The sequence below is a fragment of the Polaribacter sp. 2305UL8-11 genome (assembly GCF_058147165.1).
On sequence record NZ_JBYVJW010000004.1, the window covers coordinates 228,968 to 251,672 of the forward strand.

A 22,705-nucleotide genomic window follows, 5' to 3' on the forward strand; every position below is an offset into this window, starting at 1 on the left:
TCTCTTTCTTTTAAGAATGAATTATGCGTTTTTATTTAATAACCTTGTTGTTGTATAAGATTTCCTTTAATTAATTGCAAATTCTATAGCACTTTCTGCATGAATTTTAGTAGTATCAAACATTGGAATGTCAATATCATTTTCCTTTATTAATAGAGAGATTTCTGTACAACCTAAAATAACACCTTCAACTCCTTCATTAATAGATTTCTTTATAATTTCTATAAATTTATTTTTTGATTCTGATGTTGTTATTCCATAAACTAATTCTTTATAAATTACATTGTGAATAGCTTCTCTATCATTTTTAGAGGGTATGACAACTTCGATTTTAAATTTTTCTTTTAAAATATTTTTATAAAAGTCTTTTTCCATTGTAGACTTTGTTCCTAAAAGTAAAACTTTTCTAATATTACTTCTTTTAATTTCTTTACCCGTAACTTCAGCTATGTGAAGAAAAGGAATATTACTGTTTTTTATGATACTCTCTGCACAGATGTGCATGGTATTACAACAAAGAATAATAGCTTCTGCTCCAGATTTCTCTAAATTTTCAGCATATTTAGTCATTAGTTTATTCAACTTTTTATAATCTTCTAAGTCCAGTAATTCTTGTATTTCAGCAAAATTAACAGATTCTAAAATACATTTGGAAGAATGTAAGCCACCTAAAGATTCTTTAACTCCTTTATTAATTAGTTTATAATAAACCAAAGTAGATTCCCAAGTCATTCCTCCAATTAATCCAATCTTTTTCATAGCACATTATTAGTCTTAACCATGGTTAAAGCTTTTACAAACGACTTTACTGAACGTGATATATCTTTTTCAGTTGTAGCCCAAGAACAGATACTAACTCGCATCACTTTTTTGTTAAACCATACAGATCCTCCTAACCAGCATTCTCTCAAATTTTGAATTGTACGTAATACTTCTTCAGTTATAGTATCTGTATCACATCGTACAACCACCTGATTAAACACAACCTCATTTTCTACATAAAATCCTTCAATTTTTTTTATTTCATTGGCAAATTGTTGGGCTCTTAAATGCATGGTTAAAATCATTTCATCAATACCACTCTTCCCTAAATATTTCATAATAGCCCATAGTTCTATAACGCGTGCTCTTCGTGACATTTCTGGTGTATAAAACATACCATCTCTTTCTTTACTTTCTATAATATAACTACCAGACATATGAAGTGCAGCAATCATTGCCTCTTTATCAGCACACATTATAATGCCACAATCATAGGGCGTATTGAGCGTTTTATGCCCGTCAACAGCCCAAGAAGAAGCATTTTCTATTCCTTTGGTTAAATGTTTTAAATCATTAACAGCTTGTGCCCATAGACCAAAAGCTCCATCAATATGCACCCAGGTATTTGCTTTTTTAGCTTTATTGCAAATAGTCTTAAAATCATCAAAAGCACCACTATTTACATTACCTGCTTGTAGGATTAAAATGGTACTGTCATCTAATTCAGGAATTAACTCAGGCACCATTCTGCCTTGATTATCTACATCAACCCACTCTATATTTTCTTGCCCCAAACCAAGTATGCCTATAGCTTTTAAAACGGTGGAATGTGCGTGCTTACCTATTACTATTCTAATTTTTGGAGAATTTTGTAATCCTTTTTTATTGATATTCCAGTTTTGTCTTTCTAATATACGATATCTAGCAGCTGCCAAACCACATAAATTTGCAGTAGATGTTCCACTTACAAATCCGGCAGAAGTGTTTTTAGGCAATCCAAATAGGTTTATTAACCAATTTTCTACGACGGATTCTAATTTACTCCCAATTGGAGAAAGTACATGCATTGCTGGTGCCTGATCCCAATACGTTGCAAGATTTTTAGCTGCCAACCCAACTGGAACAGCACTACCACACACAAAGCCAAAATAATTACCGCCTAAAGTGGCTGTTGTGGCTTCATTACCATACTGGTGTAATTGCTCTATTACATCTTGTGCGTTGGTTGATGTATTGGGTAAGGCTTCATCAAAAGTTGCTAATTTATGTAGAGCCTCTTCTGTTGGATAGACATTTCTATTAAAAACAGTGTCTATATAACCGTAAGCATAATTCTGCGCTCTGTTAAAAATGTCTTTGTCTCGAATGTCTTGAAACATTTGTTGTTGGATGGTTTTTTTTCTCATTTTATTAATCTATAAATTGCTAATTGTCGATTTGTATATTGAAAAATTAAAGCTCTTGACTTAATTTTTCGATATATTCTTTTATGTTGTCCTCATTTCTTTTGAAGTAAGTCCATTTACCAATTCTGGTAGCTGTTACAAAGCCTGCGTTTTGCAATTGCGCCATATATTGTGATATGGTTGATTGAGATAAATTGGCTTTTTCTTTTATAAACACCAAACAAACACCAAAATCAAAATGCCCTAATTCTTTATGTGGAGGAAAGTTATCTTCTGGCGCTTTAAGCCAGTGTAAAATAGCAACCCTCGTTTTATTTGCCAATGCTTTATTAATTTCTATTAAATCCATTGGTGTAAATATAACAAATCTATAATTATCGATTTGATATTTTGAAATAAATTTTTTGGTTGTCCGTTTTATGTCATACATTATATTTTAGAGTGTCATTTCGAATTTATTTCGGAATCTTATCATTCAATAAATCAAGTATTTACAATGAGAGACTGAAACTCCCGAAGTATCGGAACAGGTTGACAAATACCTTTTATGACTTTACGGATAATCAAATATTATTTTCTTTATTTCTTGCTCATTAAAAATATTTCTAGTGTTTTTTTGCTTTAGAAACAATCTTTAAATTTGATATTAACCACCGAGCCAATGCTTTGTTATTATATGCAGCTGTTTCTAAAATTTCAGATAATATTTTATCATAATTGGCATCACTTTTATTCAGTGCGCTGGGTAAATTATGAATTAGGTGAGCGATAGCATAAATTTTCTTTAACTTATAACTATCATGCTTGTTTTTTTCGTTTAATAATTCAGTTGCTTCGCCACGAATTTCAATTAAACTTAAAGATAAAATTTTAAATAATTTGTCTTTTGAGGTCATTATTCGTTTTCTTGTTAATTTTTTTAGTCGCTCTTAATACTTACTTATACAACACTCTTTTAATGTAGTTATTGGGAAAACTATTTGCTTTAAAAACTGTTTGTTTTTTGGATAATTTGTTGCTGTACTTTCTATGACACCAACCTTTTCAACGGCTCCTTTTCTGTTATAGTAGGTTCCAAATACAATATCCCAAAAAGGAAAAATATTACTAAAATTTTTAGCTTCTTCAATATTTGTACTGTGATGAAAATGATGCAATCGCGGTGTAACAATTACATAATCTAAAAAACTCTTTTTTGTTTGAATGTTTGCATGAGACAAATAGGCTATAACTACGTGCGTAATACCAACTAGAAAAATAATTTCTTCACTAAATCCTAAAAGTAAAATAGAAATCATTTTTAAGAATGTATTTAAAAACATATTAACAGGATGCATCCAATTTGTTTTAAACCAGTTTAAACTTGTTGGTAAATGATGAATAGAATGTATTTTCCATAAAAGAAGACTTACATACGAGTTTGTTTTTCCTTTATGACTTATTCTATGATAGATATACGGAAAAAAATCACCTATTAAATTTGCAATAATAAAAGTTGCAAGAAATGGTAGTGTATCCCAAAATTTATTTACTGTAAAAACATGTTTTTGAACATTTAGAACGAGTGATACAGCAAGCATTTTTCCTAAAGCGTCAAAAATGGCTGTTGAAAAGATGAAATGTTTAATATCTGTCCAAAATATTTGTTTATTAGGTTTCCAGTCTTTTTTGAATGGAATAACCTGTTCAAAAATTAAAATATAGATGAGTGTAAATAGAAAAATTGAATAAGCGACTATTTCAAAATTCCATTTGTTAATGATGGTTAAATAACTGAATATGCCAGTAAATATTAATAATATTGGTACTACTACTAATTGTGTTATTTTATGTTTCATTGTTTTACTTTCTTATATAGTCGTTAAGAGTAAGTAAAAAGATGCAAAATTATAAGGTTAAATTTATTCTGTCTATTTCCGTTTTTAGTTCTTGAGGAATATTACAATCGCTTTTTATTTTAAAATCAATAATTTGTCCTTTTTTATTGTAGGATATCTCAACACAATTGGCAACTAATTCTTTTAGTTTTTTGCGCCCTCTTTGTATTCTAGATTTTGTTGCTGTTAAGCTCAAATTAAGCATTTCAGCAATTTCTTTTTGTGGTATTTGTTCAATATCACTTAAATAAAGAGGCTTGCTATATTTTTTTGGAAGGTATGTTTGAATGATAAAACCAGATAAATCACAAACACAGATATTTGAATTATCAGTATTTATTTCTAGTTGACTTATTGACAATTTAGAACGTTTTTTCTTTTTCCTATAATAATCAGCAATTGTATTTCTGGCAACCTGAAACAACCAATTTCTATAGTTCTTAATTTCCGTATTACGGTTTAAGTTATCTAACAACTTATAGCTAACCTCTTGTAATATGTCGTTAGCATCATCTTGATCGTCAACTTTGGTTTTAATGAAATTTAACAGGTGATCTTTATGTGTGTTCCAAAGGTTGTTAAATTCTATCATTATAGGTTATACATTTTTATTATAACTAACTTCTGGTAATAAGTTTTACATTTTGTAATTTCATCCAATCTAATTCAACTAATATCTCGAACTCTCCCTGTTTCATTTTTGGTGTTTGAAATGACAGAGTTCCGTCTATTAATTGAAATGTTCTATAATGTTCTTTGTTTTTCCAATTAGGTAATAGAAGGTAATAACTTCGACATATATTTTATTATTTTCTAGTTTCCATTTTCCTGCATACGACAAATATGTTTCAATAGCATTTATTTTTTCTTCAGAAGATGATATTTGCAATGATTCTACTGCAAAGTTTATTCGGTTATCTGCCATTATCGATACAGACATAAATCCATCATTACTAAAAATTAAAATTCCGATGGGATTTTCTCCTTATGGGAAAATAGATTTATTTACCGTTAAATTTTTTAACTCAAAACTTTTCAGTTTCCAACTTCCAATTATTTGCTGTTTGTAGGTTTTCATAAACTTCGTTTTTTCTTAAATTGGTTACAACTTATTTAAATACGTAATCTTATTACTACTAATAATAAATTAAAAAAGTAAAGGTGTCTTCAAAAAAATTAGACTTCATTTCTTTTCATTTTTTACGATTTGACTCTTATACTAAAAACTATTTTCTGACTTTTTTTCACCAATTATGTATAAATAATCTCCAAAATCATTTTCATAAAACTTAATAATATCGTCAATTTTTCCACTATCAATATCTTTTCTTAATTTAGATAATCCATCTTCTACCTCTGTTCTGTTTGCCAGGGAAGAAAACGAAGAAATTCCATTTCTAATTTGAGCATCGAAGTACAATTCAGGATTTTGTTTACCACAATACAGAAACTGATCTTGTAAATCTGGCTTGACGTAATATTTATGTGTTTCTAAAAATTCAATTTGACTTTCTTTCATTACTTTTTTTACCTTTTTTAAAGTTAGCATTTGAATTATCGAATCTGATAACATTTTCGGAAAATAATGATTGAGCCAATAGCCCTTCATTTGTTTTGGAGTGGATGTAAAAATTACAATTCTTCCATTTGGTTTTAAGACTCTTTTTAGTTCTGAAAACCCTATTTTTAAATTCGTCCAATGATGTATTGTTAAAGAGGCAATTATTCCATCAAAAAAATTATCTGGAAGTTCAATGTTTTCTGCTGAACCTACTTTCCAATCTATTTCGTTATTTTTGAGTTTAGCTTTTTGTAGCATCTCTTTTGATGGATCGATACCAATAAACTGAAATCCTCTTTTTTGAAGCTCGTTGGTATAGTTTCCAGTACCACAACCAATGTCTAAAAAAAATCCGCTTCTGTTTGGTTTTAAATGATGGAGTAATTGTTCAGTTAGATATTTGTCTGCTTTTCGGGTCAGATTATAGCCTTTTCCTATTGTATCGTATTTAATTTCCATCTGGTTTTATTTTTAGCTTATAAGTAATAGAACGCTAAGGTTTATTAATTAGGTTTTACAGGCGATTGATTTTATAGGGTATTGGTTGTAGTTTTTTCATTTTTCTCAAGATTAATAAATCTATAGTTATTAAGAGAAGTAAAAACTTTTTCATATTTATTTTTTTATTATCTATATATGCTAAAATAAAAAAAGCAATCAATTTGATTGCTTTTTTTACTATAAATATTTAACAGTAAATAAACTTATTTCACTTCCTCAAAATCTACATCCTCAACATTGTCTCCTTGAGCATCTGCTTCTGGTTGACCTTGTTGTTCTGCTCCAGGATTTGCGCCTTGAGCACCACCTTGTGCAGCATACATTTCTTCAGATGCTACTTTCCAAGCTTCGTTAATCTTTTCCATGGCAGCATCAATCTGAGCCAAATCTTTAGACTCGTGAGCAGCTTTTAATTCAGTTAAAGCAGCTTCAATAGGCTCTTTTTTATCTGCAGATAATTTATCACCAAACTCTTTCAATTGCTTTTCTGTTTGGAAAATCATAGAGTCAGCTCCATTGATTTTTTCAGCAGTTTCTTTCGCTAATTTATCAGCATCTGCATTTGCTTCTGCTTCTTGTCTCATTTTTTCGATTTCTTCTTCAGATAACCCAGAAGAAGCTTCGATTCTAATTTCGTGAGACTTATTAGTTCCTTTGTCTAAAGCAGAAACTTTAATAATACCATTGGCATCAATATCAAAAGTTACTTCAATTTGTGGCACTCCTCTTTGTGCTGGAGGTAAACCATCTAAATGAAAACGTCCAATTGTATTATTATCAGCAGCCATTGCTCTTTCTCCTTGTAATACGTGGATTTCCACAGAAGGTTGATTATCTACAGCTGTAGAAAATACTTGCGATTTTTTAGTTGGAATGGTTGTATTTGCATCAATTAATTTTGTGAAAACATTCCCCATTGTTTCAATTCCTAATGATAAAGGTGTTACATCTAATAATAAAACATCTTTTACATCACCAGTTAAAACTCCACCTTGAATTGCTGCTCCTAAAGAAACAACCTCATCAGGATTTACACCTTTACTTGGCGCTTTTCCAAAGAATTTTTCAACAGCTTCTTGAATTGCAGGAATTCTTGTAGAACCACCCACTAAGATAACTTCGTCAATTTCTGACGTTGATAAATCAGCATTTTTTAATGCAGTTTTACAAGGCTCTATTGTTCTTTTGATTAAATCGTCTATTAATTGCTCAAATTTTGCTCTACTTAATGTTCTTACCAAGTGTTTTGGACCACTTGCAGTAGCAGTTACATAAGGTAAGTTTATTTCTGTAGAAGTTGAACTTGATAATTCAATTTTTGCTTTTTCAGCAGCTTCTTTTAAACGTTGTAAAGCCATTGGATCTTTTCTTAAATCCATATTTTCATCAGCTTGAAACTCGTCTGCTAACCAGTTAATGATTTTTTCATCAACATCATCACCACCTAAATGCGTATCTCCATCTGTAGCTAATACTTCAAAAACACCATCACCTAATTCTAAGATAGAAACATCATGTGTACCACCACCAAAGTCAAAAACAACAATTTTTTTGTCATCATTAGCTTTGTCCATTCCGTAAGCTAAAGCAGCAGCAGTAGGCTCGTTAATAATTCTTTCTACCTTTAAACCAGCAATTTCACCAGCTTCTTTTGTAGCTTGTCTTTGTGCATCGTTAAAATACGCAGGTACTGTAATTACTGCAGAAGATACATCTTGACCTAAATAGTCTTCAGCAGTTTTCTTCATTTTTTGAAGCACCATTGCAGAAATTTCTTGAGGTGTATATAAACGTCCATCTATATCAACTCTTGGTGTATCATTATCTCCTTTTACTACTTTATAAGGTACTCTTTTTATTTCTTTAGAAGATTCAGAGAACTTATTTCCCATAAAACGTTTGATTGAATAAACCGTTTTAGTTGGGTTTGTCACTGCTTGTCTTTTTGCAGGATCACCAATTTTACGTTCTCCTCCTTCTACAAAGGCAACAATAGATGGTGTAGTTCTTTTTCCTTCTGCATTAGGAATTACAACTGGCTCATTACCTTCCATAACAGAAACACATGAGTTGGTAGTTCCTAAATCTATTCCTATAATTTTACTCATAATAATTTATTTATATTAATTTTTTTAAATTCAATTTTACGTTTTCTATTAGTCAAAGGCTGTGCCAACCACTTTTTAACTAAGAAATGTCAGTTTTTTGAAAAAAAATTAAAAATTGATGTGACATATTGACACAAAATGCATCTAATAAATAGAAGATTTTCCGAATTTGAAAACCATTATTATTTTCATATATTTGGATTGTTCTTTTAGAATTATAATTTTATACTAATTTTTAAACTTAAAAACAATGAGTAAATTTGACGAAAAAGTTGCGTTGTACAAACAATTTATGGACGATAGAAACCTACGTTCTAATACAGAATTATTAGCTGCTGTTACAAAGGGGCTTGGACCATCTATCTATAAAGCAGATGCAGAAACAGTTTCAGGTTCTGATGCAAAAGAATTAGCAACTGTAAAAAATAATTTTTTAATTAAAAAGTTAGGTTTAGCAGATAGCAAAGAGTTAGACGAAGGGATTGAAGAGGTAATGGAAAGAATTGGAAAATCTGAAAGAAAAAAATATAGAGCAGTAGTGTACTATATGTTAGTTAAAAAGTTTGATAAAGAGTCAGTTTACGGAATGTAAAAAGTTTTTCTTTTAAATTATATAAAAAATCCAACTCATTGAGTTGGATTTTTTACATTTACAGCAGAAATTTTTATCATTTTTACGAATGTCACAATTTATTAGTGTTTTTGATATGCTCAAGATTGGTGTTGGGCCATCAAGCTCGCATACATTAGGACCTTGGAGAGCAGCTCAAGAATGGGTTCAAAAAATTAGAAATAACCATATTTTTGATGCTATTGATGCTATAAAAGTAGATTTGTATGGCTCTTTATCTTTAACAGGAAAAGGGCATGCTACAGATTTAGCAATTTTATTAGGTTTAAGTGAAGCTGACCCAGAATATATCCCCATTGAAGATATTTTTATTATTGTTGACAGAATTAACGAGCAAGAAGAAATTTATTTTAAAGGAGGCAAAAAAGTGTCATTCCCAAAAAACTCAATTGTTTTTAATCGAGATTTTTTGCCATTTCATTCTAATGGTGTCACTTTTAGAGGTTTTTCTAAAGGCAAAGAAATATCAACAGAAACCTATTATTCTATTGGAGGAGGTTTTATTGTTCAAGAAAATAATCACTTAGAAGAAGAAATAGAAATTAACAAACAAAATTTTCCTTATCCCATAAATAGAGCAAAACAGCTAGAAGAATATTGCGAAAGAGACAACTTATTAATTTCTGAAATTGTTTTTAAAAACGAGTTAGAAGTAAATTCAGCAGAAAAAATAGATGCTGAATTAGTAAGAATTTGGGAAACCATGTTAGAATGTATGTATATAGGTTGTCATACAGAAGGCATACTTCCTGGAGGTTTAAATGTAAAAAGACGTGCTTATAATACACATCAAAAATTGATAAAAGATGGGGTGTATTCCAATCAAAAAGAATGGATTACAGCTATTAGAAGTTCTGAAGTTAAGTTTCGTGAAATTTTAAAATGGGTAAGCTGTTTTGCGCTTTCTGTAAATGAAGTTAATGCATCTTTAGGTAGAGTTGTAACTGCACCAACAAACGGAAGTGCAGGTGTAATTCCTGCTGTTTTAATGTATTATTTGGTGATAGAAAATCACAAAGCAGATTTTAAACACATCAAACAATTTTTATTAACGGCTGGAGAAATAGGTAGTATTTTTAAGAAAAATGCCACAATTTCTGCAGCAATGGGTGGTTGTCAAGCAGAAATAGGCGTTTCTTCTGCAATGGCTGCAGCTGCTTTGACAGAATTATTAGGAGGAACACCAGCACAATGTTTAGTGGCAGCAGAAATTGCTATGGAACATCATTTGGGTTTAACATGCGATCCAATTGGAGGTTTAGTACAAGTACCTTGTATTGAGCGTAATTCTATGGGTGCCATAAAAGCGATCAATGCAGCAGAAATGGCATTAGAAACGGATCCAAAAGAGGTAAAAGTACCTTTAGATAAGGTTATTGACACCATGTGGGAAACAGCAAAAGATATGCATAAAAACTACAAAGAAACTTCTGAAGGTGGTTTGGCAATTAACGTTGGTTTAGCAGATTGTTGATTTTTTTAGTCTCAAAGTCTCAAAGTTGAAAAAGTTATTCAATTTCAATCTTTTTACCTAAGAACTTTGGTTCTACTTTAAAAATAATATCTACAAAGACCTTTACTCTTGCTAAATATTCTCTTAATTTTACTTTTAAACCATATTTACCTGAGATATCTTTTGCATTAAAACCAATTGCTTTTATATTGAAATGTTCAGCTAAATAAATGGCTCTTTCAATATGAAATTCTTGAGATATTATTGTTACAGAAGTTTGTCCAAAAATTTCTTTTATTCTAACCACAGAATCTAAAGTTCTAAAACCTGCATAATAAAATCAAAAATGTGTAAAGTGAAGTAAGTGACTATAAATGGATGTGTTTACTTAAAAGACTATAGAAATTTAATATACTTTCGATTATGTTTGCAACATAGTAAAAATTATTTTCCTTTATTTATTCAACAGCTCTTAAAGTTCGTTGTTATAGATTCTACTTTTTAGGAGTAGTTTTTTTTTGATAATTTTTTAGCAAACTTAATTATTGGGTTAACAACTTACTTACACTTTTCTTGATAATAAACTCTCTATAAAAATTCAAAGATTTTACCTAATACAATGTAATTTAAGTAGAACTTGTATTAATTGTGTTTTAAAACACTATTCTTAATTTACTTAGAAACTTCATCATTCAATAAACAAGCATTTTAAAACTAACTCATCTAAGATTAAATTAAAATTTTAGGCACTATTTTATTGGGTTTCATCACAAACCTAATGTTTACAGGTGTTTGTTTGAGACAAATCAAATATTTTTGAAAGATATACAGTAAGTTATTTTAGCTTATTAAGTACACAATAATCTTATCAAAAACTTAATATATAAATGAAATTATTTGGGGGAATAATTTGTTTTAGATTGAGAATTTTGATATTGGTTCTTTTACTATTAACCAATATTACTAATTCTCAGTTTTTATACACAAGCTTTAATACTAGCATATCAAATTTTGCATTGAGTTCTACTCTTTCTAGCGATAGTAATTTTGATTGGACAAATAAAGGTTTAACAAAAACTTTAACAAACGTAGATAGAAGTAGGAAAAATATTACTTACATCTTTTCAGAAGAAAGAAATGGTTTTAGTCATTGGGAAAATTCTACTATAGATTCTCTTATAGTAAATGCAGGTACAGATTTAAGAGGGAAACTACAGTTATTAACGATAGATACTGATGGAGACGGAATACTTGATAATCAAGATTTAGATGATGATAACGACGGAATTCTTGACAAAGATGAATGTAGGGAATTTGCTGCTGGAACTACCATTTTTAATCCTATACTTAATAATAATGTATATAATGCTAGTTATGGGATAACAAGCGGTATAGATGGTGTTACTTCTGATTTTGATCAAGTAGGAGATGTCTTGGTTTTAGACTTAGGGCACGTTGTTCCTGCTGGTACAATTATTAAAATAGAATCTATCACAAATGCTGTAAATACTAAAACAATAACCGTAGAAGAATCTAATATTGATGGAACAGTTACAGCTAACCCTCTTTTAATTACAGCAACAGTAGCAACATCATTTAATACAGACTATACCTTAAATTCAGCTTCTAATTATATAAAAATTAGTTTAACAGCCTCTTCTGCATCAACTGTTCCTTTCAGAATAGATTATGTAGAAATTCAACCTCATTACGATTGCACTGTAGATTTAGATGGAGATGGTTTACCAAACCATTTAGATTTAGATAGTGATGGAGATGGTTGCCCTGATGCAATTGAAGGAAATGCTTCTTTTAGTCAAACAAATTTAGTAAGTTCAAGTATTTCCGGAGGTAACACTGGAACAAACTATACAGGGTCTTCAACAAATCCAGTAACCAACAACTTAGGAAACACTGTCAATGCTAATGGTGTACCAACAATAATCTCTGGAGGACAAGCCATAGGGAGTAGTCAAAATTCTAATATAGAAAATTGTACAGATACTGATAATGATGGTATAGTAGATTTAGTAGATTTAGATGATGATAATGATGGAATTTTAGATACAGTAGAGGGGTGTATAGTTTCCACAAATTTAACCCAAAATGGAAATATAAATCAATCTCCTTTTCCATTTCAAAATGAATATGTAGGAAATGGTATGGCAGATTTTGTTCCAAGTCCTTGGGGTAAAAATTCTACACCAGATTTAAGCACCGATTTAATTATTAGTTTTCATACAAATTATAAATATAGAGCAAATTTACCTGGCTTTAACAGTTCGCCTGCTGGAGGTTCATTTTTAGGTTTTAGATCTTTAGAAGGTATTTATGCTCCAATATCAGTAGTAAACGCTTCAGAAGAAATGACAATTTCTTTTTATTACACACAGTACGATGTTAATAACAACCAAACTTTAGAAATAACCAATACTCAAATTAGAATAAACTCAATTACACCTACAGATGGCTCTCTTATTACACTTGTAAGTAACTTAAATACAGAAGGTACACAAGGTACAGGAGTTCCAGGAGTAGCAGGTAATTGGTACAAAAGAAGTTATACTTTTACACCCGCTAATTTTGGAATTACAAACAACAGTACTCCAAATATCTTTATTGGAAGTAATGGAACTTCTACAAACACTTGGGGGTTTGTAGATGGTATAAAAATAAGCTTAACAGCTCAAACTACTGGTTGCACAAAAGATACAGATGGTGATGGAATTAAGGATCATTTAGATTTAGATTCCGATGGTGATGGTTGCCCTGATGCTGTAGAAGGTGGGAGTAATTTTATACCTTCAAGTTTAGTTGCCTCTTCTATATCTGGAGGAAATACTGGAGGGAGTTATACAGGTAGCTCAACAGTTTCTGTAATAAATAATTTAGGTAATACAGTTGATGCAAATGGTATTCCAACAATTGCTTCTGGTGGACAAAGTATAGGTAGTTCAAAAGATGGAACAATAGAAAATTGTACAGATACAGATAATGATGGCATCCCCAATAATATAGATTTAGATGATGATAATGATGGGATTTTAGACTCAGTTGAAGGAACAACATTAGATACAGATGGTGATGGAATTAAGGATCATTTAGATTTAGATAGCGATGGAGATGGCTGCCCAGATGCAATTGAAGGTGGAGGAACCTTTACAACTACAGACTTGGTAATTTCAAGTATTTCTGGAGGAAATTCTGGTGGGAGCTACACAGGGAGTTCAACTACTCCAATAAATAAAAATTTAGGAAATACTGTTGATGCAAATGGAGTACCAACAATAGCAACAGGAGGACAAACAATAGGATACAGTCGAGATAAAACAAAAAATAGATGTATAGATACAGATGTAGATGGTATTGCAGATATAGATGATTTAGACGATGATAATGATGGCGTATTAGATACTCAAGAACTTTGCAATACAAATCCTTTGACTATAAAACTAACTGTAGATATAAACATTCAAATAGATTTAGATAATTATCCAATGGATACAGGTTGGTCTTTATCTCAAGGGAGTAATACATTAATTAATGTTCCTTCAGGTACTTATAATTTAAGTCAAGCTAATACTACTATTAGCCAAATAGTTACGGTCAATCAAAATGGAGCATATACATTTAATATTGTAGATTCAAATGGAGATCCTGCTTATTTTTATAGAATTTATATAGATGGAGTTTTACAGGTTACCCAACTTTTTTTTGGCTTCTCTTTTCCAACTCCAACTACAGCTTCAAGTAATGTTACAGTTTCTACAATAAATACATCAGCTTTTTCTTGTTTACCAGCAGACCCGTCAGAAGATTCAGATGGTGATGGAATCCTTAATTATAAAGATACAGATTTTTGTACATTAAATACAGCAGGGGTTTGTTCTAATTTAGATTTAGATAATGACGGTATAATAAACTCCTTAGATTTAGATAGTGATGGAGATGGTTGTCCAGACGCAGTTGAAGCTGCCACCTCTACGTTTTTAAAAAATGGGAATATAGTAAACGGAAATGGAACTACAAATACAACAACAAACACAAGTAATGCTATAATAGATATTACTAAAGACCCCATAGGAATTAATGGTTTTGCAAATACTTTAGAAAGTGCAGATACTTTTACGGCTATAACTAATAATACTTTTATTACTACAAATTATAGTACTTATGCAAAAGACAATACTAAAAATGGATGTGGTGTTCCAATGATAACTCAAGTTTATTGGAAAGGTTTAGAAAAAATTATAGAAGTTACCAATAGTGATGCAACAAAAATAGTTGTTCCTAATGCAGTAAATATTAATTTATTTAATGGAGGAATTACAAGTACAAGAACAGCAACCGCAACAAATCCAGGTGAAATTACAGCTAATAATTCACTATTGTTTTCCTTATCAAATACAATTACGGCACAAATAAAATCAGGAGTAAATATTGTACAAAACATAAACGTTACTGGTTTTGATAATGTAGATGATATTATTACAATTTCAAGAAGCGGTATAGGAAATAGCACTTTACCTTGGGATTCTAGAATAGATGTAATAAAAGGTTTAAAAGATAATACATCTTTTGTTAGAATAGACGAAATATTAACTCCAAACACAACATATTCAGCCTCAGAATGGGTAGCATTTATAGATGATAGAAATGTTGCTTTAGGTGGTTTAAACCCCTATTCTAATCCACCTCAAAGACATCCTCATGATCCATTATTATCAGAAATAACCTCTGGTGTAAATACAGAAGCTAATGCATTATTGGGCTTACATAGGATTGAGGGAACCACAAGAGTAGGTGGTAGTTGGACTAATGGGTATCCAGATAGATCTAGAGCTGTTTTAATACTTCAAAATTATAATCATACAGGAGAAAGGTTTAGTGCAAGGAGATTAGTTGTTTTGGGCAATAGCAAATTAGCTATTACAGATAACTTGTTAGTAGTAACTAATAATATTACTTTAGGAAATTCAAATGATGAGATTAGATTGATTGGTAATTCCCAATTGGTACAAACTCACACAGGAACATCTCAAGTAAATGGTAATGGCAAATTATTAGTAGATCAAAATTCTAATATAGCAAGTTTGTATAGGTATAATTACATGAGTTCTCCAGTAAATACAATAGGAACAAATACTTATACAATAGAGAGTGTTTTTAAAGATGGAACAAACCCTTTAGATGCTAATTCTACTATTGGTTCTATTGCAAAAAATATAAATTTTATAGCAGGTTATAATGGAAATGCAACCAATCCAATTTCATTGGCAGATTATTGGATATATACATATTCACCTTCTTCAAACGGAAGATCTAATTGGTTGCACAAATATAAAGATGGTATTATTAAACAAACAGATGGTTTTATTTTTAAAGGTCCAGGTGTTGCACAAAATTACACTTTTGTTGGCACACCTAAAGATGGTGATTTAATTGCAAACCCGTCTATTGGGGCAAATGAATCTTATTTAGTTGGGAATCCTTTTTCATCAGCGATTAGTGTAAAAAAATTCATAGAAGATAATATAAATTCTACAACTGCAACCTTATACTTTTGGGAACATGTTGGCGAGGATGATAGTATTAGCTCTTCTATTTCTGGGCATAATTATACTGGTTATATTGGTGGTTATGCTGTAAGAAATATAGCAATGGGATTAAGTGCCAATAGTCCTTCATTAGCGGGACCTTTTAATATTATTTTAGAAGCTGAAAATGCTTATTTACAAGGAGTAGTTACTAATATTGGAGGAGAGAATGTTGTTTTAATCTCCACTGCTAGTAACTTTGTTGAGTTTAAAAATATTATAAGAGGTGTAGATGTTTTAAAAATTAATTACAAATCTAATACAGATAAAGAAATTAAGATTAAAGTTAATAACATAGAAAAAGGAAATTATACTCTACCTGCTTCTACAAACTATTCTACATTTAGTATAAATTTATGTGTAGAATCAGGTAGTGATATTCAAATTTTGTCAAACGATTCTAATAGTACTTATATCAATTATTTAAGGTTAGAAGATGCAGACGGAAATATTAGTTGTGCTCCATCTGTTTCAGGTTCTTCTGCGAGTAAGGTGCCAGAACCCTATATTCCTATTGGTCAAGGTTTTTTTATAGTAGGAGATTCAGATGGAGGTCCTGTGGTATTTAACAATAGTCAGCGTGAATATAAAATTGAAGGTATTGGTTCTTCAGTTTTCTTCAGAGAAAATTCTACAAAAAATAATAATACAACTTCTAAAATACCCATTATAAAACTGGGATTGGAATTTATTAATGATGAAGGCATGAATATTCACAGGCAAATAGGTGTTTCTTTTGATTCTAAAAATTCTTTTGAGTTTGATAAAGGTTATGATAGCCAAATTTACGATTTAGGACCTACAGATGCCTATTGGAAGTTTCCTAATGATGACTCAAAATATGTGATTACTGGTGTACAAGAAGTTTCTGATGATTTAGAAGTTCCTTTTAATATTATTATGAGTTATACTGGAAGTATAATTGTAAAAATTGATGAAATAGAAAAGATAGATAGAGATGTTTACATAAAAGATAAATTAACAAACCGAGTTTATCCTTTACAAAATAATACTGTAGCTTTTCAATTAACAGAAGGTATTTATTCTAATCGTTTTTATTTAACTTTTAAAAATAATGTTTTATCAGTAGAAGATCAAAACATAAATAAAAATTTACAAAATATATCTATACATTACGACTACGCAAAAAAAGAAGTAGTTGTTAAAAACTATGGCACTTCTTTAATAAATAAAGTAGAGGTCCATAATATTCTTGGTCAAAAAATAAAGGAATGGAAAAATATTGCTAATAAAATAGAAAATAGGTTTTTATTAAAAAAACTAACTAATCAAATCTATATGATTAATATTAGAACAAATCAAGGAATGTTATCTAAAAAAATATTACTTAAATAATTTTCATATAAAAAAAATATATAAAAAGGTTTTTGAACAGATTTTTCTGAAACATTTTTTCTTTCAATGTAATTTTTAACTTACCCCAATAAGTTATCCCTTTTTATAATTTTATTTGTAATAAAGGTTTATTCTTCCATATCTTAAATGTTTAGAAGTTCCTAAAACTAAGCCTACTTTATTCTTTGGTATTTTTGTAGTTTCTTAAAAAACTTTTTCTTGTGCATTTTTCTTAAATGGTATAATTTGACGAATAAAGACTTAAAACACAGAGAATAATAAAGTAGAAAAAAGCTTTTAAAAAAGGTTTCTTTTTCATTTACCTCGTAAAAACCAAATTATTTCCTTCAGACATTTCTTCAGAAAAACGATAATTTTCAACATCAAAACCTTTTAAATCTTCGATGGTTTTTATGTTATTATCAATAATATAACGTACCATTAATCCACGAGCTTTTTTAGCAAACGTCATAATGGTTTTGTATTGTCCGTTTTTAAAATCTTTAAATACTGGGGTTATCATTGGTACTTTTAAAACCTTTTTTGGAATCACTTTAAAATACTCTGAACTCGCTAAATTGATGAGTAATTCATCATCTGCTAATTCATCATTTAAAGCTTTGGCAACAGTGTCGTCCCAAAATTTATACAAATTATCTCTTCTACCTACTTTTAAACGCGTTCCCATTTCTAATCTGTATGGCTGAATTAAATCCAGAGGTTTTAACAAACCATATAAACCTGATAAAATTCGTAAGCGTTCTTGCAAAAGAGGTAACTTTTCTTCGGCTAAAGTATTTACATCAATACCTCTAAAAACTTCACCCGTAAATGCATATATGGCTTGTTTAGAATTTTCTGTCGTAAAAGGTGTTTTCCATTCTTGATTTCTTTCGTAGTTCAACCTTGCCAAATCATCAGAAATAGACATCAAGTCTGATAATTTCTTTTTAGAAAGTGTTTTTAATTTTTTATTCAATTTTTCCGATTGTTCTAAAAACAAAGGTTGTGTATGTAAACTTGTGGGTACTGTACTTTCAAAATCTAAGGATTTTGCTGGAGATATAATGATTTTCATAAGAAATATAGTGCTTTTAATACATCATAAAAATACAAATGATTTTAAAAATAGTTGAATTATAAATCAAATTTATATCGATAAAACTATTTGTAAAATTTATAGAATTCGTGTAAATCAAAAAATATTTTATAAATTCATCAAACTATTTTGATGTATCAAGGTCAAAAGAGTAACAACTAACAAACCCATTATTTGAGTAAAGACCAAGAACTTGTAAGAAAGTTAAAAGATGTTACATTAAAAGACAAAGCTTTTAGTGAGTTGCTTGATGCGTATCAAGAACGTTTGTATTGGCATATTAGAAAGTTAGTTACTACGCATGAAAACGCTGATGATGTTTTGCAAAATACATTTATTAGAGTGTATAAAAGCATAGGTAAATTTGAAGGAAAAAGCTCTTTACATACTTGGATGTATAGAATTGCCTACAATGAATCTATGCGTCTTTTAGAGAAAAATAATAAAAAATCTTTTGATAATATTGATGATATTTCAAGTTCTCATTTAGAAGTTTTATTTGAAGATGCATATTTTGATGGTAATGAAATTCAAAGAAAACTCCATACAATAATTGATGGTTTTAAAGAGAAACAAAAAAGAGTTTTTCAAATGAAATACTTTGATGATTTGAGTTTTAGGCAGATATCAGAAATTTTGAATGTTTCTGAAAGCACATTAAAATCTACCTATTACACAGCAGTAAAAATTATTGAAGAAAAAATATTTATATAAATCCAAACTATTTTAAAAAGTTAGGGTCTAACTAATATAATGATGGAAAAATCTACAAATAAAAATAACAAAAACTTTTTGAAAGAAGGTTTTACAGATGTTTCTAAACACCACAAAGAGTATTTAGGAACAGATCTTCCTGATAATTATTTTGCGAAATCTAAGTTGTCTATCCTAAAAAAAATAAAAGAAGAAAGTACTGATAACACCTTTTTAAAAGAAAAGATTTCAAATGTTACTCAACATCATAAAGAGTATTTAGGAACTGATATTCCAGAGGGCTATTTTGCTAAATCTAAACTTTCTATTTTAGATAAAATACAAAAAGAAGAGGTGATTGCAGAAACTCCTGTAGCTATAAAAAAACAAAAAGTGTTTTGGTTGCAACCTCAATTTAGATATATAGCAGCTGCATCTGTAGTTTTTATATTAAGCTTAACCATTTGGTTACAAAATACAGATAATAATAGAGTAGAGGAGAACAACGTAGAATTGTTGTCTTTTAATGATGATGTGCTAATTAATTCTTTGTTTTTAGAAGATGATGAGTTAGAAGCTTATGCAAATACTACTTTAGTGAACGAAATTGTTATTAAAGCGGAACTTTCTGAACAAAAAATGGACGATTTAATTTTAGATTCTATGATTTTAGATGACTCATTATCAGATGGTAAATTCATAGAAACAATAATTTTATAATTTTTTTCAAACTATTTAAATAAACGTGGTTCTAAGAAATAGAAACAATTAATAATTAAAATTTACCAATTATGAGAACTACAATTTCAAGAGAACAAATTTTAAAATCTAGTATTTTATTTTTCTCAATTACCGCATTTATTTTATCAACTTTATTATTTACTTCTTGTTCAGAATCAGAAAATATAGATGGTTTGCAAGATGATACTACTTTAATTACAGAAATTGAAACCGCTGCAAAAATAACAGTAGATGCGTCTAGTTTACCAACTGCAACAAAATCTAGTTTTAATGGAGAGTTAGCAGATACTTATATTACATCTGTTCAATACGCATCTGGTTTAGGTTATAAAGTATCTGTTGCTACAGATAATGAGTCTAGAGCAGAAAAAAGTAGTGCTGTTTTCTTCTCTGCAGAAGGAAAACAGTTAGAAGATAAGAGAGAAAAGGCTAAAAAAAGAAGACATAAATGCTTTCAGTTTGTATTTCCAGTAGACTTTATTATGCCAGATAATTCATCTATCACTTTAAACGAAAAAGCAGATTGGGTTTTAATTAGAGAATGGTATACTGCAAATCCAGATGTAAAAGAGCGTCCAGAATTAGTTTTTCCTGTAGATGTAACTTTAGAAGATGGTACAGTACAAACTTTAATAGATAGAGACGAATTAAAAACAATCAAAGATTCTTGTAAAAGAGGTAAAGACAAAAGAAAATGTTTTAAATTGGTTTTACCAGTTAGTTTTACAATGCCAGATGCAACTGTAATTACTGTAAATAATAGATCAGAATTTAGGTTATTAAGAAGATGGCATAAAGCAAACCCAGATGTAAAAGAAAAAGGAACTTTAAACTTTCCTGTAGAGATTACTTATAAAGACGGAAGTTCTGCTACAATTAACGACGCTGACGAAATGAAAGCAGCTAAAGAAAGTTGTAAAGATTAAATTAAATTGATTACTTTAGATGTTATTGAGTAAAATAAATCCAAAAATGAAATTAAGAACCATCATATTACAAATTAGCTTTATGAGTTTGATGATGTTTGGTAGCGCAATTTTTGCTCAAGATTCTAATTATAAGTTAATTACTAAAGAACTCACCAAAGAACAAAAAGCGTTGTTGCAAAAAGAACGTGAGGTTATGAAAGCCAATAGAGAGGCTTTTAAAGCAACACTAACTAAAGAGCAATTGGCAATTTTAAAAGATAAAACAATTTCTAGAAATGAAGTAAGACAACGCTTAATGAGAACATTTACCAAAACTCAAAAAGAATTGGTAAGAAATCAGCAAGTTCATTTAAGAAAAACTAGAGAAAGTTTTAGAAAAACCTTGACTAGAGAGCAAAGGAAAATGCTAAAAGAAAGGATAGATAAAATTAGAAAAACAAAAGATAGAGGTGAGTTAAAAAATGGGCCAAGAGAAAATAATCCTGATGGAAGAAAGACAAGGCCAAAAAGGAATTAACGTGATTTAATGATTAATTTTTATCAGAAAATAAAAACAAAATTACAAGTTTTTGGGTTGCTATTGTTTACAATGGCAACCTCTTTTTGTTCTTATGCACAAGAGCGAAGTGATGAAGATATTGATGGCATTTTAGACGATTTATTTTTTAATGATAAACAATTTTTAGATGAATTAATTGAAGGTGATTATTCCTATAATTTTATTTATACATCAGTAGCTTACAATAGCAATACCTATTTTTCAGGAAGAGATTCTGGTACAGAACAGTTTAATTTAATTCCGCAAATTTCTTATTATCACTCTTCAGGTTTTAATGCCAGTATTTCTGGAGTCTATTACCAAAATTTTGACCCACATTGGGATTTTACAAGTGTTTCTTTAGGGTATTTAAATACTTTAGGAAAAAGTAATAGCATTATTTACAATCTTGGTTATACAAAATATTTTTATTCAGATGATTTTGATGATTTTACAAACTCTATTGATGTAAGTTTAGGCATCAGAAATAAAAAAAGAACCTTGGGCACCACATTTTCTGCATCATATCTGTTTGGTTCTGATGTTTCTTATCAATTGGTATCAAGTTCTTTTGCAAGAATAAATTTAGTAAGAAAACCCAATTTCGCATTAAGATTAAGACCAACACTAGGTTTTGTTTTAGCAAAACAGGAGTTTACTTATTTTCAAAGATTTAGACAAAGACCTTTTTTAAGAACTGTAACCGAAGAAGTTTTTAATTTATTAAATACTCAAATTTCTATTCCATTATCATTTACTACAAAGTCTTGGGATTTTGAGCTCGGTTATTATTTAAATTTACCCAATGCAGTTGCTAATGAAAGTAATCTTCCAACAACAAGTTTTTTTAGTTTATCTGTAGGTTATTTATTAGATTTATCTAAATAATGTATCTTGTCTTTTAAGAAGGTATTTTAATGAAAAAAACTATTGTAAAATACAGAAGAAGCAGCATAAACCGTTTTTTACAAAAGCACAAAAAATATGCTCCTTTAGTATTTTTTATTGCAGGTTTTACCTGGGATTCTTTAATGTTAGGAAGAATAGATAGATTGTATGACATTATAATTCTATCTGCTTACATGACATTGCTAACAGTTTGTATTTATTTTTACAATTTGGTTGATGAAGAGAAATGGAAAAACTCTTTTATTCAAAAATATGGAGACTATTTACCTTTAGCAATTCAATTTTTTCTAGGAGGTTTATCTAGTGCCTACGTTATTTATTTTTCTAGAAGTGTATCATTATCTAAAACAGCAGCTTTTTTCTTTATATTAATTATATTATTTATTGCAAACGAGTTTTTGCGTAAAAAAATATCCAATAGGTATTTGCAATTTGGGTTCTATTTTTTTGTAAACTTTATTTTTTTAGGCTTAATGGCAAAAAATGGTTGGTAAAAACCTCTGAATCCCTTTGTAATACTGATTAAATTAAAAGTTTATTGAAA

At 29.6% G+C, this 22,705-nt stretch carries 20 protein-coding genes; 9 read left to right on the plus strand and 11 right to left on the minus strand.

Features of this window, described 5'->3' with window-relative positions; translation table 11 throughout:
• Positions 1 to 66 precede the first annotated feature (66 nt).
• The 9 genes from ACY2RW_RS05555 to dnaK form a co-directional block, all read right to left on the minus strand.
• On the minus strand, positions 67 to 759 hold the full coding sequence (locus tag ACY2RW_RS05555; protein WP_490121707.1) for an aspartate/glutamate racemase family protein: 693 nt from the start codon (positions 757 to 759) through the stop codon (positions 67 to 69).
• The gene (locus ACY2RW_RS05560; protein WP_490121708.1) at positions 756 to 2,168 is read right to left on the minus strand and encodes a pyridoxal phosphate-dependent decarboxylase family protein; all 1,413 of its coding nucleotides are present in this window, start codon (positions 2,166 to 2,168) and stop codon (positions 756 to 758) included. Before ACY2RW_RS05560 ends, ACY2RW_RS05555 begins: the two co-directional genes overlap by 4 nt.
• A 46-nt stretch (positions 2,169 to 2,214) precedes the next feature.
• The gene (locus ACY2RW_RS05565; RefSeq protein WP_480196026.1) at positions 2,215 to 2,517 is read right to left on the minus strand and encodes an ArsR/SmtB family transcription factor; all 303 of its coding nucleotides are present in this window, start codon (positions 2,515 to 2,517) and stop codon (positions 2,215 to 2,217) included.
• 256 nt (positions 2,518 to 2,773) lie between these two features.
• Entirely contained in the window at positions 2,774 to 3,064 is a 291-nt protein-coding gene (locus ACY2RW_RS05570; RefSeq protein ID WP_490121709.1) for a hypothetical protein, read from the minus strand.
• Between the two features lie 33 nt (positions 3,065 to 3,097).
• Positions 3,098 to 4,006, minus strand: a complete 909-nt coding sequence (locus tag ACY2RW_RS05575) for a sterol desaturase family protein (protein ID WP_490121710.1) — start codon at positions 4,004 to 4,006, stop codon at positions 3,098 to 3,100.
• 49 nt (positions 4,007 to 4,055) lie between these two features.
• Positions 4,056 to 4,637, minus strand: a complete 582-nt coding sequence (locus tag ACY2RW_RS05580) for a sigma factor-like helix-turn-helix DNA-binding protein (protein WP_490121711.1) — start codon at positions 4,635 to 4,637, stop codon at positions 4,056 to 4,058.
• Positions 4,638 to 4,775: 138 nt separating this feature from the next.
• The gene (locus ACY2RW_RS05585) at positions 4,776 to 5,018 is read right to left on the minus strand and encodes a lipocalin-like domain-containing protein (RefSeq protein ID WP_490121730.1); all 243 of its coding nucleotides are present in this window, start codon (positions 5,016 to 5,018) and stop codon (positions 4,776 to 4,778) included.
• A gap of 246 nt (positions 5,019 to 5,264) precedes the next feature.
• Entirely contained in the window at positions 5,265 to 6,065 is an 801-nt protein-coding gene (locus ACY2RW_RS05590; RefSeq protein WP_490121712.1) for a class I SAM-dependent methyltransferase, read from the minus strand.
• 245 nt (positions 6,066 to 6,310) lie between these two features.
• On the minus strand, positions 6,311 to 8,215 hold the full coding sequence (gene dnaK, locus ACY2RW_RS05595; protein WP_490121713.1) for a molecular chaperone DnaK: 1,905 nt from the start codon (positions 8,213 to 8,215) through the stop codon (positions 6,311 to 6,313).
• Between the two features lie 250 nt (positions 8,216 to 8,465).
• Between dnaK and ACY2RW_RS05600 the strand changes: the two genes are divergently transcribed.
• Both ACY2RW_RS05600 and ACY2RW_RS05605 read left to right on the plus strand, forming a co-directional pair.
• Positions 8,466 to 8,807 (plus strand): DUF2853 family protein, encoded by a 342-nt coding sequence (locus ACY2RW_RS05600; protein WP_439127694.1) that lies wholly within the window; start codon positions 8,466 to 8,468, stop codon positions 8,805 to 8,807.
• An 88-nt stretch (positions 8,808 to 8,895) separates the two neighbouring features.
• Positions 8,896 to 10,320 carry an L-serine ammonia-lyase gene (locus tag ACY2RW_RS05605; RefSeq protein ID WP_490121714.1) on the plus strand — a complete coding sequence of 475 codons (1,425 nt, stop codon included), beginning with the start codon at positions 8,896 to 8,898 and terminating at the stop codon, positions 10,318 to 10,320.
• Positions 10,321 to 10,354: 34 nt separating this feature from the next.
• On the opposite strand, the gene ACY2RW_RS05610 is transcribed toward ACY2RW_RS05605, so the two are convergent.
• Positions 10,355 to 10,606, minus strand: coding sequence for a SanA/YdcF family protein (locus ACY2RW_RS05610; protein WP_490121715.1), 252 nt, complete (start codon positions 10,604 to 10,606; stop codon positions 10,355 to 10,357).
• Positions 10,607 to 11,315: 709 nt separating this feature from the next.
• Between ACY2RW_RS05610 and ACY2RW_RS05615 the strand changes: the two genes are divergently transcribed.
• Entirely contained in the window at positions 11,316 to 17,252 is a 5,937-nt protein-coding gene (locus ACY2RW_RS05615) for a DUF8693 domain-containing protein (RefSeq protein ID WP_490121716.1), read from the plus strand.
• Positions 17,253 to 17,571: 319 nt separating this feature from the next.
• Here ACY2RW_RS05615 and yaaA read toward each other — a convergent pair whose 3' ends face one another.
• Positions 17,572 to 18,330 (minus strand): peroxide stress protein YaaA, encoded by a 759-nt coding sequence (gene yaaA, locus ACY2RW_RS05620; RefSeq protein WP_490121717.1) that lies wholly within the window; start codon positions 18,328 to 18,330, stop codon positions 17,572 to 17,574.
• A gap of 195 nt (positions 18,331 to 18,525) precedes the next feature.
• On the opposite strand from yaaA, the gene ACY2RW_RS05625 reads away from it, so the two are divergent.
• The 6 genes from ACY2RW_RS05625 to ACY2RW_RS05650 all read left to right on the plus strand — a co-directional run bounded on the left by ACY2RW_RS05625 (position 18,526) and on the right by ACY2RW_RS05650 (position 22,655).
• On the plus strand, positions 18,526 to 19,065 hold the full coding sequence (locus tag ACY2RW_RS05625) for an RNA polymerase sigma factor (RefSeq protein ID WP_490121718.1): 540 nt from the start codon (positions 18,526 to 18,528) through the stop codon (positions 19,063 to 19,065).
• 39 nt (positions 19,066 to 19,104) lie between these two features.
• Positions 19,105 to 19,764 carry a hypothetical protein gene (locus ACY2RW_RS05630; RefSeq protein ID WP_490121719.1) on the plus strand — a complete coding sequence of 220 codons (660 nt, stop codon included), beginning with the start codon at positions 19,105 to 19,107 and terminating at the stop codon, positions 19,762 to 19,764.
• A 71-nt stretch (positions 19,765 to 19,835) separates the two neighbouring features.
• On the plus strand, positions 19,836 to 20,711 hold the full coding sequence (locus ACY2RW_RS05635; RefSeq protein ID WP_490121720.1) for a hypothetical protein: 876 nt from the start codon (positions 19,836 to 19,838) through the stop codon (positions 20,709 to 20,711).
• 46 nt (positions 20,712 to 20,757) lie between these two features.
• Positions 20,758 to 21,231 (plus strand): hypothetical protein, encoded by a 474-nt coding sequence (locus ACY2RW_RS05640; protein ID WP_490121721.1) that lies wholly within the window; start codon positions 20,758 to 20,760, stop codon positions 21,229 to 21,231.
• A 9-nt stretch (positions 21,232 to 21,240) separates the two neighbouring features.
• Positions 21,241 to 22,140, plus strand: a complete 900-nt coding sequence (locus tag ACY2RW_RS05645; protein WP_490121722.1) for a hypothetical protein — start codon at positions 21,241 to 21,243, stop codon at positions 22,138 to 22,140.
• A gap of 29 nt (positions 22,141 to 22,169) precedes the next feature.
• Positions 22,170 to 22,655 carry a hypothetical protein gene (locus ACY2RW_RS05650; RefSeq protein WP_490121723.1) on the plus strand — a complete coding sequence of 162 codons (486 nt, stop codon included), beginning with the start codon at positions 22,170 to 22,172 and terminating at the stop codon, positions 22,653 to 22,655.
• Positions 22,656 to 22,705 lie beyond the last annotated feature (50 nt).

Coding starts and splice junctions, on each gene's coding strand:
- ACY2RW_RS05590 (WP_490121712.1), bottom strand. CDS start 6,065: ATGGAAATTAAATACGATACAATAGGAAAAGGCTATAATCTGACCCGA.
- dnaK (WP_490121713.1), bottom strand. CDS start 8,215: ATGAGTAAAATTATAGGAATAGATTTAGGAACTACCAACTCATGTGTT.
- ACY2RW_RS05640 (WP_490121721.1), top strand. CDS start 20,758: ATGAAATTAAGAACCATCATATTACAAATTAGCTTTATGAGTTTGATG.
- ACY2RW_RS05630 (WP_490121719.1), top strand. CDS start 19,105: ATGATGGAAAAATCTACAAATAAAAATAACAAAAACTTTTTGAAAGAA.
- ACY2RW_RS05650 (WP_490121723.1), top strand. CDS start 22,170: ATGAAAAAAACTATTGTAAAATACAGAAGAAGCAGCATAAACCGTTTT.
- ACY2RW_RS05560 (WP_490121708.1), bottom strand. CDS start 2,168: ATGAGAAAAAAAACCATCCAACAACAAATGTTTCAAGACATTCGAGAC.
- ACY2RW_RS05635 (WP_490121720.1), top strand. CDS start 19,836: ATGAGAACTACAATTTCAAGAGAACAAATTTTAAAATCTAGTATTTTA.
- ACY2RW_RS05575 (WP_490121710.1), bottom strand. CDS start 4,006: ATGAAACATAAAATAACACAATTAGTAGTAGTACCAATATTATTAATA.
- ACY2RW_RS05580 (WP_490121711.1), bottom strand. CDS start 4,637: ATGATAGAATTTAACAACCTTTGGAACACACATAAAGATCACCTGTTA.
- ACY2RW_RS05555 (WP_490121707.1), bottom strand. CDS start 759: ATGAAAAAGATTGGATTAATTGGAGGAATGACTTGGGAATCTACTTTG.
- ACY2RW_RS05600 (WP_439127694.1), top strand. CDS start 8,466: ATGAGTAAATTTGACGAAAAAGTTGCGTTGTACAAACAATTTATGGAC.
- ACY2RW_RS05645 (WP_490121722.1), top strand. CDS start 21,241: ATGATTAATTTTTATCAGAAAATAAAAACAAAATTACAAGTTTTTGGG.
- ACY2RW_RS05570 (WP_490121709.1), bottom strand. CDS start 3,064: ATGACCTCAAAAGACAAATTATTTAAAATTTTATCTTTAAGTTTAATT.
- ACY2RW_RS05565 (WP_480196026.1), bottom strand. CDS start 2,517: ATGGATTTAATAGAAATTAATAAAGCATTGGCAAATAAAACGAGGGTT.
- ACY2RW_RS05605 (WP_490121714.1), top strand. CDS start 8,896: ATGTCACAATTTATTAGTGTTTTTGATATGCTCAAGATTGGTGTTGGG.
- yaaA (WP_490121717.1), bottom strand. CDS start 18,330: ATGAAAATCATTATATCTCCAGCAAAATCCTTAGATTTTGAAAGTACA.